At 44.5% G+C, this 17,078-nt stretch carries 14 protein-coding genes; 7 read left to right on the forward strand and 7 right to left on the reverse strand.

The window, feature by feature from the left end:
• Positions 1-103 precede the first annotated feature (103 nt).
• Both gdhA and QY97_RS08815 read right to left on the reverse strand, forming a co-directional pair.
• Positions 104-1,492 (reverse strand): NADP-specific glutamate dehydrogenase, encoded by a 1,389-nt coding sequence (gene gdhA / locus QY97_RS08810; protein ID WP_039231091.1) that lies wholly within the window; start codon positions 1,490-1,492, stop codon positions 104-106.
• A gap of 241 nt (positions 1,493-1,733) precedes the next feature.
• Positions 1,734-3,071: a sodium-dependent transporter gene (locus tag QY97_RS08815; protein WP_039231093.1), complete on the reverse strand. Its 1,338-nt coding sequence runs from the start codon at positions 3,069-3,071 to the stop codon at positions 1,734-1,736.
• 181 nt (positions 3,072-3,252) lie between these two features.
• On the opposite strand from QY97_RS08815, the gene purU reads away from it, so the two are divergent.
• Together purU and trpB are read left to right on the forward strand one after the other, a co-directional pair.
• Positions 3,253-4,155, forward strand: a complete 903-nt coding sequence (purU, locus tag QY97_RS08820; protein ID WP_039231095.1) for a formyltetrahydrofolate deformylase — start codon at positions 3,253-3,255, stop codon at positions 4,153-4,155.
• 171 nt (positions 4,156-4,326) lie between these two features.
• Positions 4,327-5,493 carry a tryptophan synthase subunit beta gene (gene trpB / locus QY97_RS08825; RefSeq protein WP_039231097.1) on the forward strand — a complete coding sequence of 389 codons (1,167 nt, stop codon included), beginning with the start codon at positions 4,327-4,329 and terminating at the stop codon, positions 5,491-5,493.
• 102 nt (positions 5,494-5,595) lie between these two features.
• Here trpB and QY97_RS08830 read toward each other — a convergent pair whose 3' ends face one another.
• Positions 5,596-7,245: an ABC1 kinase family protein gene (locus QY97_RS08830; protein WP_039231098.1), complete on the reverse strand. Its 1,650-nt coding sequence runs from the start codon at positions 7,243-7,245 to the stop codon at positions 5,596-5,598.
• Positions 7,246-7,446: 201 nt separating this feature from the next.
• Between QY97_RS08830 and QY97_RS08835 the strand changes: the two genes are divergently transcribed.
• A complete protein-coding gene (locus QY97_RS08835) occupies positions 7,447-8,532 on the forward strand; it encodes a fatty acid desaturase family protein (protein ID WP_039231183.1) in 1,086 nt (361 codons plus the stop codon).
• Between the two features lie 126 nt (positions 8,533-8,658).
• Positions 8,659-10,467 carry a cation:proton antiporter gene (locus tag QY97_RS08840; protein WP_039231099.1) on the forward strand — a complete coding sequence of 603 codons (1,809 nt, stop codon included), beginning with the start codon at positions 8,659-8,661 and terminating at the stop codon, positions 10,465-10,467.
• 190 nt (positions 10,468-10,657) lie between these two features.
• Here QY97_RS08840 and QY97_RS08845 read toward each other — a convergent pair whose 3' ends face one another.
• Together QY97_RS08845 and QY97_RS08850 are read right to left on the reverse strand one after the other, a co-directional pair.
• Positions 10,658-12,184 (reverse strand): acetyl-CoA hydrolase/transferase family protein, encoded by a 1,527-nt coding sequence (locus QY97_RS08845; RefSeq protein WP_039231101.1) that lies wholly within the window; start codon positions 12,182-12,184, stop codon positions 10,658-10,660.
• Between the two features lie 131 nt (positions 12,185-12,315).
• Positions 12,316-12,966: a LytTR family DNA-binding domain-containing protein gene (locus QY97_RS08850; RefSeq protein WP_039231102.1), complete on the reverse strand. Its 651-nt coding sequence runs from the start codon at positions 12,964-12,966 to the stop codon at positions 12,316-12,318.
• 66 nt (positions 12,967-13,032) lie between these two features.
• On the opposite strand from QY97_RS08850, the gene ybaK reads away from it, so the two are divergent.
• Together ybaK and QY97_RS08860 are read left to right on the forward strand one after the other, a co-directional pair.
• Complete coding sequence (ybaK, locus tag QY97_RS08855) at positions 13,033-13,506, forward strand: Cys-tRNA(Pro) deacylase (RefSeq protein WP_039231105.1); 474 nt, start codon at positions 13,033-13,035, stop codon at positions 13,504-13,506.
• Positions 13,507-13,591: 85 nt separating this feature from the next.
• Positions 13,592-14,650, forward strand: a complete 1,059-nt coding sequence (locus QY97_RS08860) for a hypothetical protein (protein WP_039231107.1) — start codon at positions 13,592-13,594, stop codon at positions 14,648-14,650.
• A 56-nt stretch (positions 14,651-14,706) separates the two neighbouring features.
• Here QY97_RS08860 and QY97_RS08865 read toward each other — a convergent pair whose 3' ends face one another.
• A complete protein-coding gene (locus QY97_RS08865; protein WP_039231109.1) occupies positions 14,707-15,543 on the reverse strand; it encodes an alpha/beta fold hydrolase in 837 nt (278 codons plus the stop codon).
• 173 nt (positions 15,544-15,716) lie between these two features.
• On the opposite strand from QY97_RS08865, the gene QY97_RS20975 reads away from it, so the two are divergent.
• Positions 15,717-15,848 carry a hypothetical protein gene (locus tag QY97_RS20975; protein WP_261337324.1) on the forward strand — a complete coding sequence of 44 codons (132 nt, stop codon included), beginning with the start codon at positions 15,717-15,719 and terminating at the stop codon, positions 15,846-15,848.
• A 13-nt stretch (positions 15,849-15,861) separates the two neighbouring features.
• Here QY97_RS20975 and QY97_RS08870 read toward each other — a convergent pair whose 3' ends face one another.
• Positions 15,862-16,944: an AI-2E family transporter gene (locus QY97_RS08870; RefSeq protein WP_039231111.1), complete on the reverse strand. Its 1,083-nt coding sequence runs from the start codon at positions 16,942-16,944 to the stop codon at positions 15,862-15,864.
• Between the last annotated feature and the right edge of the window lie 134 nt (positions 16,945-17,078).

Raw genomic sequence — 17,078 nt, forward strand, 5'->3', positions numbered from 1 at the left:
AAAAAATGATGAATGGTACCATCCATCATTTTTTATAGAGGCCACCAAGCGTAGCGCGGTAGCCTAAAACCCCAACATTTGATTTAGAACCCTTTTTTTAGATTTATACAAGGCCTTGGTCTAGCATAGCATCGGCCACTTTCATAAAGCCAGCTACGTTGGCACCAACGACAAGGTTGTTTTCATAGCCTACTTCTGCTGCAGCTCGAACGCTGGCAGTGTAGATATTTTTCATAATCGTGTGCAGCTTTTGGTCTACTTCTTCAAATGTCCAAGGCATCCGCGCGCTATTTTGAGCCATCTCTAGAGCAGATACAGCTACTCCCCCGGCATTTGCTGCTTTTGCTGGAGCGAACAGTACACCTGCATCCAGGAAGACGTCAATCGCTTCTAATGTAGATGGCATATTTGCTCCTTCGCCAACTGCTTTTACACCGTTCTCAATAAGTGTGCGTGCAGATGCTTCATCGATTTCATTCTGAGTAGCGCATGGAAGAGCAATATCACAAGGGATCGTCCAAATATTTGTGCAGCCCTCTACATACTCTGCCTCTGGATGATCTTTTACATACTCACTGATACGCTTTCTTTCTTGCTCTTTTAAGCGTTTAACTGTTTCAACATCGATACCATTCTTATCATAAATATAGCCGTTCGAATCACTGCAGGCTACTACTCGTGCGCCTAGCTCTGTCGCTTTCTCCATTGCATAAATGGAAACATTACCAGAACCAGAAACCACCACTGTGCTGCCATTGAATTGGAGACCGTTATCTTTAAGCATCTCCTCGACGAAGTATACAGTACCGTAGCCTGTTGCTTCTGTCCGGGCTAAGCTTCCGCCGTAGTTAACTCCTTTGCCTGTAAGCACACCCGCATGATAAGCGTTCTTCAATCGCTTGTACTGGCCGAACATATAGCCGATTTCACGAGCGCCTACACCGATGTCACCCGCAGGAACGTCTGTGTCTGGGCCGATATGGCGTGACAGTTCCGTCATGAAGCTTTGTGTAAAACGCATAACCTCAGCATCTGATTTACCTTTCGGATCAAAGTCAGATCCACCTTTTCCGCCGCCGATTGGCTGGCCTGTTAGAGAGTTTTTGAAGATCTGCTCAAATCCTAAGAACTTAATAATACTTGCGCTTACTGAAGGGTGAAAACGCAGACCGCCTTTATATGGTCCTAGAGCGCTGTTATACTCTACACGATAGCCGCGGTTTACTTGAACATTCCCATTATCATCTGTCCAAGGCACGCGGAAAGTAATCATACGCTCAGGCTCTGCCATTCTTTCCAAAATGTTCTGTTCTATGTATTTCGGATATTTAGCGAATACTGGAACAAGAGATTGGAAAATTTCTTTAACGGCTTGATGAAATTCACTTTCTCCGGGATTACGTCTTTGAACGATTTTATATACTTGATCAACATATTCTTGTGCAGCTTGTAACGCTTCATTATTTGATGGTGCATTTGTTGTTAGTTCCATTAGAGCTTCCCCCTGCCCATAGTTTGAATTTTTGAAATAAATTAAATTCATTAAAGTTTCTTACTTACATCTTACCTTCATTCATTGATCGTATCAATATCATTATGTTAAAAAACCAATGCCGAAAAGTGATTAATGAAAAAGGAGTATTTAACCAACATCAGTTTGAGATAAGAGCCAGATCGAATAGTAGCCGTACTTTTCATCTCTGTCTAATAAAAAAAGCCCCGGGAAGGGACTTTTAAAGAAGGCCAAGCGTATTAATAAAGACAACGGCGATCGTGATGGGAACGATCCACTTCATTAGGAAACGCCAGACGGAATACAAGCTGTTAGGCATAGAGTGGCTGAGCATAAATTCATTCTTAACTAAATATTTATCCATTTCCCAGGCAATAAACAGGGCGATGAGCAGGTTGCCTGCAGGCAGAAGGATATTGCTGACGAGAAAATCTGTTGCATCAAATACCGTTTTGCCGAATAACTGTACATCCGCTAGAAGACTGGATGAAAGGGCCGCTGGAATACCGGCGAAAAACACGACGACTCCTGTAATAATTGCCAGCTTTCTTCTTGAAGAATGATTCTTCAAGAAAGCTGCGACGATGACCTCCACTAAACTGATAGAGGAAGTTAATGTGGCGAACAAAAACAAAGCCAGAAACATAAATAAGAAAAGTTCACCAAAAGGCATTTGCCCAAACACGGAAGGCAGCACAACAAATAGCAGGCCCGGTCCTTCCGCCGGTTCTACCCCAAAGGCGAATACAGCAGGGAAAATGGCCAGCCCTGCCAGAATAGAAACAAAAACATTCATTAAAGCGACTGTTCCCGCGGAAGAGGGGATACTGACGTCTTTATTTAAATAAGAGCTGTAAGTAACCATGCATGAAAACCCGACAGCAAGTGAAAAGAACGAATGCCCTAACGCATAGAGAACAGCTTCTCCTGTTATGTTAGTAAAATCGGGCTTCAGGAAAAAGCGTACACCCTCCGCTGCACCGTCAAGCGTTAGTGAGCGGATAACAATGAGAATAAAGAATATGAATAGAAGGGGCATCATATACTTGCTGACTTTTTCAATCCCATTTTGCACCCCTGCAGCAATGATTATAATATTAATAAAGAGGAAAACAGCCAAGCCGCCCAGTGTGATCAGCGGCGATCCGGTTATTTGGCCGAATAGAGCGCCGTAATCCTGTCCATGGGTGATGATTTGTCCGCTGGTTGCCATCAACGTATAAATAAGCACCCAGCCGCCGACTACACTATAAAAGGAAAGCAGCAGAAAGCAGCCGACAACCCCGAGCTTGCCAATGATGGTCCAAAAGCTTCGAGGTGCAAGCTTTTGATAAGCACTCACTGCTTCCTTGCCGGTACTGCGTCCAATAATAAATTCAGAAATCAACATAGGAAGACCGATTAATAAAGTAAATAATACAAATAATAAAAGAAAAGCTCCTCCTCCGCTCTGTCCAGTTACGTAAGGGAACTTCCAAATAGCTCCTAATCCGATGGCCGCGCCAGCTGAAGACAAAATAAAGCCAAGGCGTGACGACCATTGTTCTCTCTTCTCCACTAAAACTCACCTTCTCTGTCTAACTATTAATTGGTCTTTTCCATCATACCCTTAATGTAGCGCCTAGTTCAATAAGGAGAAGAATGGAAGGAGGAGATAGCATGGCAAAAAGATTTTCAATACGTTATATTTACAGTATAATGGATAATTATTTGATCAAGTAAAGGCAGGGTTTTTAATAATGAATACAAACGCAAACAGCAATCCTATAATATATGAAGAGAACGCGCGTGACCGAGGCGCATTGCTTGTAAAGTGTCCGGACCGTCCAGGGATTGTTGCGGCGATCTCTAAATTCTTGGCTGACCGCAAGGCAAACATCGTTGAATCCAACCAGCATTCGAGCGACCCGCAGGGCGGAACGTTCTTTATACGTGTAGAGTTTGAATGTCCTCAATTAAATGAGAAGAGAGCAGCCATGGAAGCAGAGTTTGAATCGCTGGCAGAATCCTTCTCCATGGATTACCGATTTACTTATAGAGCGGACCGAAAGCGCACAGCCATTTTTGTTTCCAAGGAAACACATTGCTTGCTTGAATTGCTTTGGGAATGGCAAAGCGGGGACCTGCCGACTGATATCGTCATGGTCATCAGCAACCATGAAGAGGCGAGAGGGATGGTAGAGGCGCTTGGCATTCCTTTCTATTACATTCCGGCTAATAAGGACATCCGCAAGCAGGTAGAAGAAAAGCAAATCGCTTTGCTGAAAGAGAAACAAATTGATGTCATCATTTTGGCACGCTATATGCAAATTTTAACTTCAGATTTTGTAAGCGAATTTCCAGACAAGATTATCAATATCCATCATTCCTTTTTGCCGGCGTTCATCGGCGCCCGGCCTTACGAGCGGGCTTATGCACGCGGAGTGAAGCTGATTGGGGCAACATCGCACTATGTAACGAATGATTTAGATGAAGGGCCAATCATTGAACAGGATATCGAACGGGTCAACCACCGTGATCATGTAGCAGATTTGAAGAAGATCGGCCGTTCCATCGAGCGCCGTGTTCTTGCCCGAGCGGTGAAATGGCATTTGGAAGACCGTGTCATCGTTCATGAGAATAAAACTATCGTGTTTGAATAAAGAGTGAAGCAGGCTGTCTTTTGGAAAGGATCTTTTCCTTTCTGAAAGGCAGTTTTTTTATGAGAACGAGTGTTGGTTTTGGGGAATTTGACTTATCAATAGTAAACTTGATATATTAGTAGAAAATTTAGATTTCAATCTAAATAGCTTAGAAGTGAGGAGACGAGAGAGATGAGTCAAGTAGAGACAAAGCAAGGATATTTTGGGGAATTCGGCGGAAGCTTCGTGCCGCCAGGGCTGCAGGAAGCGCTGGATTATCTGGCGGATCAATTTAATACCTACAAGGACGATCCTGAATTTATAAAGGAATACAAAGATTATCTAAAGGATTATGTAGGACGAGAAAATCCGCTGACCTACGCAAGCCATTTAACGGAGAAGCTGGGCGGTGCCAAGATTTACTTAAAGCGAGAGGACCTAAACCATACTGGTTCACATAAGATTAACAACGTAATGGGCCAAATTTTACTGGCGAAGAAAATGGGAGCTAAACGAATCATTGCTGAAACAGGAGCTGGTCAGCATGGAGTGGCTACGGCAACCGTTTGTGCCATGTTCGGCATGGAGTGCGTCGTGTATATGGGGGTTGAGGATACTCGCCGCCAGGCTCTAAACGTATTCCGCATGGAGCTCTTAGGTGCAGAAGTAGTTGCTGTCGAGAAGGGACAAGGCCGTTTAAAGGATGCTGTTGATGCGGCACTGGATGATTATGTAGAAAACTATAAGAACACTTTCTATTTGCTTGGATCGGCTGTTGGCCCGCATCCGTACCCGACTATGGTTAAGCATTTTCATTCTGTGATCAGTGAGGAATCGAAGAGGCAAATTCTTGAGAAAGAAGGACGTCTGCCGGATGCGGTTCTTGCTTGCGTCGGGGGAGGAAGCAATGCGATTGGTGCCTTTGCTCATTATATTGATGAGCCATCTGTTCGATTAATCGGTGCAGAGCCGGAAAAAGCACCTTCTCTTACACAAGGAAAGCCTGGTGTTTTGCATGGATTTAAGTGCCTCGTATTAGCAGATGAAGAAGGGAATCCGCTGCCGACTTATTCCATCGCTGCTGGGTTGGACTATCCAGGAGCCGGACCTGAGCACAGCTACCTGAAGGAAACAGGCCGGGCTGAATACTACACAGTCACAAATGAGGAAGTGCTAGAGGCCTTCCAGGAGCTTTCCCGTACGGAAGGGATTATTCCGGCTCTTGAAAGCTCTCATGCGGTAGCGTATGCTATGAAACTGGCACCGACTATGGATAAAGAACAAATCATCATCGTCAATATTTCAGGGCGCGGTGACAAAGATGTTGAGAAGGTTTTTGAACAATTAAAGCAATCATAAGACAGCAAGAGAAGAAGCTGCCGGGCGAGATGCCTGGCAGCTTCTTCTTGGTTGGATTATGCATAAATAGGAAGGGTATGCAAATAATGAAAATAATGATTATTATCTTCGCTTTTTCAGTAATTTCCGGTTTGCCCGCAAGCTGAAAAGGTAATAAAAAAAACTGAAAAGCAGCACTGTCCCGCTGCTGTACAGAAGCCATTCGTGATGAAACAGGATGCCTAGGACAGTGAAAATAAAGCTGATGACTATGAAGACTAAAGCATCCCGCTTTTTGGAGAGCAAAAGAGCTTGTTCAAGCTGAAGGTTCTCATGGTGCTGTTTCCATTCTCTGTACTTACGTGGTTCATCCAATGCTTGCTGCACCCGGCGGGGAACAGCAGATAAAGGACGGACTGACTGGATAAGCCAATTGAATGCAGTTCTTGGAGAAAGAAAGTCCTTTGGCTCGTAATTTTCCTTCAGCCATTGGAATAAAAGCGGCTTGCTGACTTGAAGCAAATCAATATCAGGATCGAGAATATAAAGCGTGCCGACGAAAGTGGAAGCTGCTTTTCCAAAAATAGCGAACTCACTTGGCAGCTGAATCGGCTGTTCCCGAACAATTTTCTCGATATCGGCAAACAGCTGCTTCACCAAATATTCATCGCTCAGTGAAAAATCACGGCTCGTGTATGTATTAACAAGAGTGCGGATCATTTTTTTCAGCAGCTCTCTGTTTGCACCGGGCAATAGGAACCTAAGGTTCTCGAGCGCGTGAATCACTTGATCATAGTCTTCCAGGATAATGCCTTCTACCAGCTGCCGAATGAAAATTGCATCGCTGCGGCTGATTTCTCCGATCATGCCGAAGTCAATCAGCATAATAGTACCATCGCGTTTTACTAAAATGTTTCCTGGATGTGGATCAGCATGAAACTTGCCTTCCCGAAGCAGCTGCTCTAGAAACACTTCGACAAGCCGAACAGCCAGCTCGCGCCGGTCGATGTCATTCGCTTGCAGGTGGTCGAGGTTGGTGATACGGGCCCCTTCCACCCATTCCATAACGAGAACTTTTCTTGTTGACAGCTTGTCGTAATAGAAGGGAGCGTCTACATAATCGAACGATTGATAGCGGTTCTTAAAGTAAATGCCGTTTTGCAGCTCTTTTAAGAAATCTAATTCCTGCCCAATCGTTATATCCAGCTCCCGGTACAGGGCCCACAGATCTGCCTGTTCACCTATTGGTGTGAAGGTCTTCAAGATCCACATCACGATTCGAAGTGCTTTAAAGTCCGTATTGATAATCCGCTCAATGCCCGGACGCTGGATTTTCAAGGCGGCTGTGTCACCATTCGGAAGAATCACTTTGTACACTTGTCCGATAGAAGCGGAGGCAACAGGCTCTTTGCTAATTTTCTGAATCACTGTGTCATAAGGCTTATTCCATTCCTTTTCAAGCACTTCCTTAGCGGATTTCCAAGGCACACTCGGTACACGGTCATTTAGGTCCTCTAGCTGTTCAATAAACACTCTAGGCATAATGTCCGCTCTAGTGCTTAAAAATTGTCCTAGCTTAATCAGGAGGCCTTCTAGGCGCAAGGCTGTCTGCCTATATTCGATTGCCTGCTCTTTCAAGAGCGATTCCCATTGTTCATTTGTCTGGTTTGTCCAGTTTCTGCGGTGTTTTCTGCGGAAAAGGGCGATTTGCAGAAGAAACTTCACAGCCATAGAGACGATCACAACAATGCGGTACAGAGAAAAGTTTTTCACTTTGCTTCTTCCTTTCCACAGGTCACTGGTACCTCTATTGTAAAGCAAGCACCTTGCCGCTGTACACTGATAGCCATTTGAGTACTTACGTGGATGGCGGTTCTAATTTGCTCTCGTAACAGCGGAGCAGACAACAAGTATGAGGGGATAAAAGCAGCTTGTGATAAAAAGAAGAAATTTAGGATGAAAAGAGGGAATGAATTGAAGGAACTACATTCATTTGCTTGGTATGCTGCCCGTGTGCGTCCTTACTTGCCGGAGAAAGCGTTTCAGCCTGTACCGGCGCGGCTTTGGGGCGGGCTGGCTTACCTGGTCGTTGTCATTGCTGGCATACTGACCATTAGCTTTACAGACTTTCATTTTTGGCTCTATACATTCATAGCTTTTATATTGGGCAGCTCATTCGCGGCAATGGGCTTTCTAGGTCACGAGATTTTGCATGGAACGGTTGTCAGAAAAGCCTGGCTCCGTGAATTAACGGGGGGAATTGCGTTCTTTCCGCTGAGCACCGGACCGAAGCTATGGACAAAGTGGCACAACTTAACGCACCACCGGCATACGCAGGACGAAGAGAAGGATCCGGACGCATGGCCGACAGTTGACCAATTTTCCCGGTCTATTCTCGTTAAATACTTTTACAGGCTGCCGATCTCTGTACGGGGAATGCTGGAGATGGCTTTTCTGGCTATTACCTTCTCTCTCCATTCACTTCGCATGTTTAAGCGCTTTATTAAGGAGTTCAGCAAAGAGAAGCGACCAGCGGTTTGGCTTCAGCTGCTTCTTCCATGGGCCTGCTGGATCGGGTTATTATTCTTGATTGGCCCGTTAAAATGGCTGTTTGCTTTTTTGATTCCCCTGTTGATTGCTAATTTTATTGTGATGGCGTACATTGCAACAAATCACCGGTTAAATCCGCTTGTGCCTGTAAATGATCCGCTTGCTAACAGCTTAACGGTTACGGTGCCGAAATGGGTGGATGTGCTTCATTTCCATTTTTCTTATCATACAGAGCATCATCTGTTTCCAGGGATGAGTTCGAAGTATTATCCGCTTGTGAAGGCTGAGCTTAAAAAGCGCTGGCCTGAGCGCTATCATGAAATGCCGCTGTTTAAGGCACTGGCCGCCCTATATAAAACGCCGCGCCTATACAACAACCGAGAAGAGCTGGTGGACCTTGAAGCACGGCATCGATATGGTACACTTGGCCATGGGTTGGACCCTAATCAGCTCAAACCGTTAAAAGAGAGAAGCCCTGCTAAGAGGAGCACACGGGATCGAAAAGTATAAAGGAAAACGCCAGACTCCTGCTTATGCGGGAGCCTGGCTCCTCTTATCTGCTGTGTTTACTGTAAAGATGGGAAGGGAATACATGACTAAATTTATGAAATCGTGAGAGAAAGAAAAGAGGTTGTTATGTTCGATTCCATTTTATTTTATCTTATGCTCATTATCCTGTTAGGTATTGTATCTCAATGGCTGTCCTGGCGTTATAGCCTTCCTGCGATTGTCATTATGTCTGTCGCAGGACTAGCCCTTGGTCCTGTATTCGGTATTGTTGATCCTCAGAACGATTTCGGTAACTTGTTTCAGCCTATTATTTCCATTGCGGTCGCTATTATCTTATTTGAAGGAAGCTTGAGCTTAAATTTCAAGGAAATTAAAGATTTAAAAAGGCCTATTATTCGCATTACCACACTTGGTGCCTTCATAGCCTGGCTATTAGGCTCTGCTGCTGCTCACTATGTAGCAGGGTTGTCCTGGTCGGTCTCTCTTGTGATCGGCGGCTTGTTCATCGTTACAGGACCAACTGTTATTCTGCCGTTGCTCAGGCAGGCAAAGCTTAAGCAGAGAACAGCTGCCATTTTGAAATGGGAAGGGATCATTGTCGACCCTTTTGGCGCTTTGCTGGCTGTATTGGCCTTCGAAATTGTACAAGTGGCAAATTCAGATAATGAAGGTTTAACGGCTTTTCTTCCTTTCTTTGCTGCCTCTATCTTTGCTGTTTTTCTTGGCTGGGCACTTGGAAAAGGAATTGGCCACATGATGGAAAGAGGGCAAATTCCAGAGTTCTTAAAGGCGCCGGGTGTGTTTGTGATGGTGATCGCCTGTTTTACAATCACAGACGAAATTATGCATGAGACTGGCTTGCTGGCTGTCACAGCCATGGGGATTACAATGGCAAATATGCCGATTTCCTCGTTAAGGGATATGCGCCACTTTAAAGAGAACATGTCGCTTTTGCTGATTTCTTCTATTTTTGTCATGCTGACTGCATCGTTGACAATGGATGTACTGATGCAAGTATTTAACTGGCACATTATTTTATTTGTCATACTGATGATGTTTATTGTAAGGCCTTTGTCGATTTGGCTCTCCACCATAGGAACAGATTTAACAACGAAAGAGCGGGCGCTCGTTGGATGGATTGCTCCTCGGGGAATCGTGGCTTTGACTGTTTCTGGCTATTTTGCAGAGCGGCTCCTTGCAGCAGGGTATGAGGACGCAGAAATGCTCACATCCTTAACATTTGCCTTGGTCTTTGCAACAGTTTGTGCCCATGGATTTTCTATTAGCTGGCTGGCGAAGAGATGGGGGCTGGCTGTTGAGGATAAGCCGGGCATCTTAATTGTAGGCAGCAGTTCCTTTACAATTGGTTTTGCTAAGGTTCTGCAGGAAGAGGACGTTCCTGTGATGATTGTAGAAGAGTCGTGGCGCCGATTACGAAAAGCAAGAGAGGCAGATATCGCAGTCTATTACGGTGATCTATTATCAGAAGGAGCCGAGCATGAGCTGGAGATTACCCCGTACCAATATATGATGACAGCGACAGATGATGATGCTTACAATACCTTAGTCAGTAATACCTTTATCCCGGAAATTGGCCGGGCAAACGTCTATCAGCTGCGTACTGAAACGCACCGGCAGGTCGATTCGAATGACTATGCCAAGTCACTCGGAGGGAACAGTTTATTTTCAGAAGATGTGACGTGGGAGTCCCTTCATGAAAAAATGAGCAATCAATACGGATTCAGGCGGACTCAGCTGACAGAGCAATATGGATATGAGCAATACGAAGCAGAACGTGATCAACGAACTATTCCACTAGCTTTAATTAAGAAAAACGGAAAAATTGCCTTTTACTCAAAGGGGAATGATCCAACGGGAGAAGCAGGGGATACGGTTGTTAGCCTGGCACCACAAAAGCTGAATAAAAATAAATAAATCACTAAAAAAAGCAGTCCGATCTCATTCCGGACTGCTTTTTTTAGACAGTTATAAAAGGTGTAAGTGTTATATTTTTAACGCCGGGCGGCACTTGAAAAGCGCAGTCTTAAAGATGACAGGAATGGGGTGGTCTCTCATCTCACAGCAAGCACCGCCTTGCGGACGTTACGAAAGTAAACAGGGCATTTTAATTGTTGCTTACGGAAGAATTGATCGGCATTAACATAGTGCCATTCTCTGCAAAGTTAGTGTGCCAAGAAAAAGCCTTCTCTAATACATGCGGTGTTTGTCCACCACGTGCAAGAGCTTCTTCAAAATAAGCTTTTATTTGCTCTTTATACAGTGGATGTACACAGTTTTCAATCATCACTCGTGCTCGTTCTACAGGAGCGAGGCCACGCAGGTCTGCATAACCTTGTTCTGTAACAATAACGTCCACATCATGTTCTGTGTGATCCACATGAGAAACAAATGGAACGATACTGGAGATATCACCATTTTTCGCGATAGATTTTGTCACGAAAATTGCTAATCTAGAATTGCGGGCAAAATCACCAGAACCACCAATGCCATTCATCATCTTCGTGCCGCAGACATGTGTAGAGTTTACGTTTCCGTAAATATCTACCTCGAGTGCTGTGTTGATAGCAATCAAGCCGAGGCGGCGAATGATCTCAGGGTGGTTAGAGATCTCCTGCGGACGAAGAACCATGCGGTCTCTATACTCATCTAATTTAGGAAGAACAGCTTTCAGCTTCTCTTCTGACAGAGTAAATGAGCAGCCGGAAGCAAAGCGGAGTTTTCCGCTGTCTAATAAATCAAACATGGCATCCTGTAGCACTTCGGAATACACTTCAAGGTTTTCAAATTCAGAATCAAGGAAACCGTGCAGCACTGCATTTGCTACAGAACCAATGCCTGATTGAATAGGAGCCAGTTCATTTGTTAAGCGGCCAGCTCTTACTTCCTCACGCAAGAACTCGATCAGGTGTGCGGCCATAGTAGCCGTATCTTCATCCGGAGGAACAATCGTTGAAGGAGAGTCAAGGTCATCCGTCAACACGATTCCTTTAATCTTATCGGTATCAATGTGAATACCAGGTGTACCAATACGATCGCTCGCTGATGTAAGCGGGATAGGTAAGCGCTTTCCTTGTTCTGCGGGTTCATAAATATCATGCACGCCTTCAAGCGCAGATGGCTGTGCAAGGTTTAATTCAATAATGACGTTCTTAGCTTGTTGAAGAAAAGTAACTGAGTTACCGACAGAAGCAGATGGAATGATTGCACCATCCTCGGTAATAGCTACAGCTTCAACGATGGCAAAATCAATCGGGCAAAGTGAGTTGGCACGAACCATTTCTGCTACATGAGATAGATGGTGGTCTGTGAACAGCATTTCTCCCTGGTTGATTTTCTTACGCATAGCAGGATCTGCTTGGAAAGGAAGCCGCTTATTAATAATACCAGCCTCAGCCATTAATTTATCGATATCAAAGCCGAGGGAGGCTCCTGTGTAAACGTTTACCTTAAATTGCTCATCTTTTGCACGGTCTACCAGCGCCATAGGCACAGCTTTAGCATCACCTGCACGTGTGAAACCGCTTAATCCTAAGGTCATCCCGTCTTCAATCCAAGAAGCAGCTTCATGGGCGGAAACAACTCTATCCTGAAGCTCTTTTGAGCGTAATCGATCAGTAACACGTGAATTCAATGATACGTCCCCCTATCACATATTATTTGTTATAAATATTCTAACAATCGTTTTGCATTTCTTCACTTGAATCCGCATGAAAAGCCTTTAAAAAGAAATAAAACAGCGAAAAAACAACACTAAGCACTAAATTAATAATTTAGTGCTTTCCGGAAGGAACTTGAATATGTTTGGCTAACTGGAATCTTTGTCCGGTCTTTCATAATCAATAGAAAGGTAGAGTGAGAATCAGGCTGAATTTCCTGTATGTGACTAACATTGACGATATAGGACCGGTGAACACGGATGAATAAATCGTCAGGAAGCATAAATTCCAGTTCTGTTAAATTCATTTTGTGGTAGCCGTTTCCGCTCATAGCCTGTACTTTTGTCTTTCTGTTTTCCGATTCCAAATAAACAATGTCTTCATAAGGAATAGTATACCAGCGATCTTCTGACTTAATCGTAAAGAAGTTCCTTCCGATAGGGGAGGGCTTTGCTGGGAAAATGGTCGTTACAGTTCCGACAACTTCGCCATCTTCGAATAGCGGCTTGGATACCGCGTAATAAGGAAGGCCATAAACCTCACTGTCAATATATTGGGACACCTCCTGCTTCTCTCTTATCGCTTTCTGCGTCACACTGCCTTCACGGATAGGATCACCTGATTGGATACGCAGGTCGACTAGTTTGCCTGGGTGATAATAAATAAATTCTTCTTTATCAGCTATAGCAATGGACGTATAAGGCGGTAATTGCTCTTTCAGAAGGTTCATCACTGATGCGATTGTTACTTTATTCATTCACTACACCTCATATAATTCATCATTTATAATTACTATCATAACGTCGAAAGGAAGCTGAAACAAATGAAAGGTAAAACAAATGCTATGCGCATATTGGATGCGGAAGGGTTATCATATACCGACTATGCATATAACCCAAAGGACGGGAAAATCGATGGCCTATCAGTTGCTGAAAAAATCGGAAAAGAGCCTGAAGCGGTATTTAAAACTCTTGTAGCGGCTGGGACAAGCAAGCAGCTCTATGTCTTTGTAATACCTGTGACCGCAGATTTAGATTTAAAAAAAGCGGCTAAAGCAACGGGAGAGAAGAAAATAGAGATGATTCCTGTCAAGGATATCCAGAAGCATACAGGCTACATAAGGGGAGGGTGTTCACCGATTGGCATGAAAAAACTTTACCCTACTTATTTAGATTCCCGAACGATTTCCCGGGAAAACATGATTGTCAGCGCAGGGAAAATCGGCCGCCAGATCGAGCTAAATCCAAGTGATTTAGTTGCTGTCACAAAGGCTATAACGGCCCACGAATTGATCTAAATACAAATTCATTGTATAGACTGCTTGGCCCCTTGCATACAGTGGAAGAGATTCACTTTTAAAATGCACGTGAAGAGGTGTGATTATGAGCGGAAACATCATCCACTACTTTGCAAGGGGAAATACGGCTAAAGGGTTGTATCATTTACTTGAATCCAACCTTTATGGAATAAAAAAGATTTTTCTTTTGGACGGAGGAACAGCATCAGAGAGGACAAATTTTTTTAATGAGCTGAGCAATCAGCTTGTTGACCAGGGAAAAGACGTGGAGCTGCTTCACTGTCCGCTTGATTCACATGTGATCGAAGGGTTAATTGCTGTTAAGGAAGAAACAGCTGTGCTTGCAAAAGGTGCGGCTCCCAGCCTCTCAGGGCCGAATGTGCAAGTCCTCCGGCTTTCCTATTCACCAGTTGTGCCAGCCAATCAGCGGGAGCATGTCAAGAAGCTAAAAGAGCAGGCAGAAGCAGCTCGGCAAAATGCTTACACCTGTTTTCAACATGCCCTGGCTGTGCATGATGAGTGGGAGGCCATCTATATTCAGCAGCTTGACCGTAAAAGGGCGAATGAGCTATCAAATGAGTGGATCAACCGTCTGCTGCCGACAGTGACAAGAGATAGAAAGGCGGTTATAAAGCATCGTTTTCTTGGCGCAGCTACTTCAAGAGGCGCGGTAGACTTTGTGCAGAATTTAACGGAAGGGCTGGCTAATAGATACTTTATAAAAGGGCGTCCAGGCACAGGAAAGTCCACAATGCTGAAAAAAATTGTTGCTGCTTCTGAAGAAAGAGGATATGACACAGAAGTATATCACTGCGGATTTGACCCTGGAAGCTTAGATATGGTCATTGTCCGCGAGCTTGGATTTGCCATCTTTGACAGCACCGCGCCTCATGAGTATTTCCCGGAAAAACCGACAGATCAAGTGCTGGATCTATATAGGGAAATTGTAGCAGCAGGTACAGATGAGAAAAACGAAGCCAGCATTAAGGAAATTGCCGGGCGCTATCGCAGCTGGATGAACCAAGCAACGGCCCACTTAAACGAGAGCAACCGCTGCTATCAGCAAATAGAGGCCTGCAGTGCACAGGCAAGAGACGAGAAAGCCATAAAGGATGCGTGTGAAAAAGTGCTTAAAAGTATATAGCAATCCTAAAAAGAGCCGGCACCCTGTTACAGGGGCCGGTTCTTTTTCAGGTTGCTTTAGTCATTCTCTCCCCATAAGAATTCTCCAATCAGGCGATCGACTTCAGGGCTTTCATGAAGACCAACGTGGGTAATAGCAGGGCTTGCTATGATCTGTCCGTGAAACTGGCTTTTAGGCACGATTCTATCTAATAGAAGGACGCTACGGGTTGATACGAGACTGTCACCTGTTGTAGCGATGGCCAGCACTTTGACATCTGAAGGAAAGGAGGCTTTGTGCCTGAACAGTCTTTTTAAGGCATCCGAATTGGGCATTAAGTCTGCCGCTCCCTCCCCGGTGTTCTTTAATAGGTACTCTTTATCGATGACGCCGGCAAAGGGGCTGCCAAGAACGATCAGGTGGTTGATCAGAGGGTAGCCGGGCTTTTTCGAATAGTCTTCCAAAAACTGAACAGATACAATACCGCCCATTGAGTGGCCGACGAGGTTTGCTTGTTCGATTTTGTACTGATCGTGCAAGGTGCTCAGCACTTTAGAGAGCCAGTAGGCTGTATCTTCGAAGCTGGCCCGGTTATTTTCGAAAATAACCTGTACAAGCAGGCGCTCCCTGCTATGACGGTCGGCTAATTGATCGACGAGAACTTTTCCATCTGCCGTGACTCGACAAACAAGAGCTCTTTTGCCCCAGTCATATTGCTCTTCAAACCGCTCTAGCAGCGTGTCGAAGGATCGAGCGGTACCTTTATAGCCATGGATAAACACTGTCGCTTCCACTGCTTCCTCGCTGCTTGCCTCTGATTCGGCGGGCTGTATGTGAGAAAACAGGTTGATGCTGATATAGATAAGGGAAAAAAGCAAAAATACAGCGAGCAGCCGCTTATTTATGTTAGACAAAAGGTGTTCTCTCCTTTTTCATGGAATGGTGAAGGATACTGCCATAATTAGTTTCTTCTGTGTGGAAAGGTAATATGCTTTTATTATACAGAAGTATGTAAGCCATTCCTATGCGGAAGAGAAGAGGAAAACCAATTGGCAAAAGGGAATATAAGAGGAAAAGGGGGGAGAGCATGCAAGAGAAAGTAGGTACGTGCAAGAATTGCGGGAGGACACTTTATTGTATGGATGGCTTCTTCAATGGCGTGAAGGAGGATGGAGCGACTTACTGTTTTGAATGTGCGGAAGAAAAAGAAAAAGAGTAACAGCTTCAAGCTGTTACTCTACTTCCTTCGTAGCTGCTTCTGTAATTCTGCGGCGTTCTTCGTATAAGTTCATCACGATTGTTTTTAAAGCAGCATACGTCGGGATAGCCAGGATAATTCCCCAAAGTCCGGCAATATTCCCTGCAGCAAGAATCAGGGTGATGACGGTTAATGGGTGAATATGCAGCGCTTTTCCCATGACATTCGGTGAAATGAGATTCGACTCAATCTGCTGGGCAATCAGCATCACAAGGGCCACCCAAATAACCATTTGCGGTTCCTGAATCCAAGCGACAAACAAAGCCGGCATAACAGCGAGGTAAGGGCCCAGAAATGGAATGACATTGGTTGCCATGCCAATCAGTGCGAGAACCAAGGAGTAATCAAGTCCAATGATTAAATAACCGATATATAGCATGACACCGACGAGGAAGCTGACAAGCAGCTGTCCTTGAATGTAGGAACGCAGCGTATGGTCTAGATCCAATAGCGTATCGGTTACCCATCTTTTGCGGCGTCCCGAGAAGAACTGTGTAAAGAAAGGCAGAAACCTCTCTCTGTCCTTTAGCATATAGAACAGGAAAAAAGGCGTAAGTACGACTAGAGCAATCGTTTGAAGGAAGCCCTGCAGAAAATTAAACAGCCAGGAGCCAAACGACATTGCCCAATCCTCTATATTACCTTCCGCTTCCTTTAGAGAGTCAATAGCAAATTGAGGCAACCGGTCTCTTTGGTTCATGAAGTAATTAATCCCATCTTCCACTGCGTCCACCATCTCTGGTGTGTTTTCAGCGAACTTGGAGCTTTGCTGAATTACAATCGGTCCAATCATCGCATACAAAATCCAGAAAAAGAGAATGAGCAAAAGGAATACACTTAAAATCGATCCCCATCTAGGCATTCCTTTATTTTCTAACCAGTTAGAAACAGGCTGTGTCAGATAAAAGAGAACGCCCGCTAACAGAAGCGGCAAGAATACCGTGCTGGCAATAATAACGAGAGGCTGAAAGACATCATTTATTTCTCTGAACAGCATAATGATCAGAAGCGCAAGCAGAATCGCCACTCCTGCCTGAAACCAGCTTTTATTTACCAAGTGACTGTCACATCCTTCCACGTACTAGCTTCATTATACAGATAATTGAAGCAATAAATAAATAATTCCCTCCATTCTGCTTGAAAAACTATAAAAGCTTTGGACCGCTGTTTTTGTTCAGCGGTCCAAAGCTT

It is taken from the genome of Bacillus thermotolerans, assembly GCF_000812025.2.
Lineage (GTDB): Bacteria > Bacillota > Bacilli > Bacillales > Domibacillaceae > Quasibacillus > Quasibacillus thermotolerans.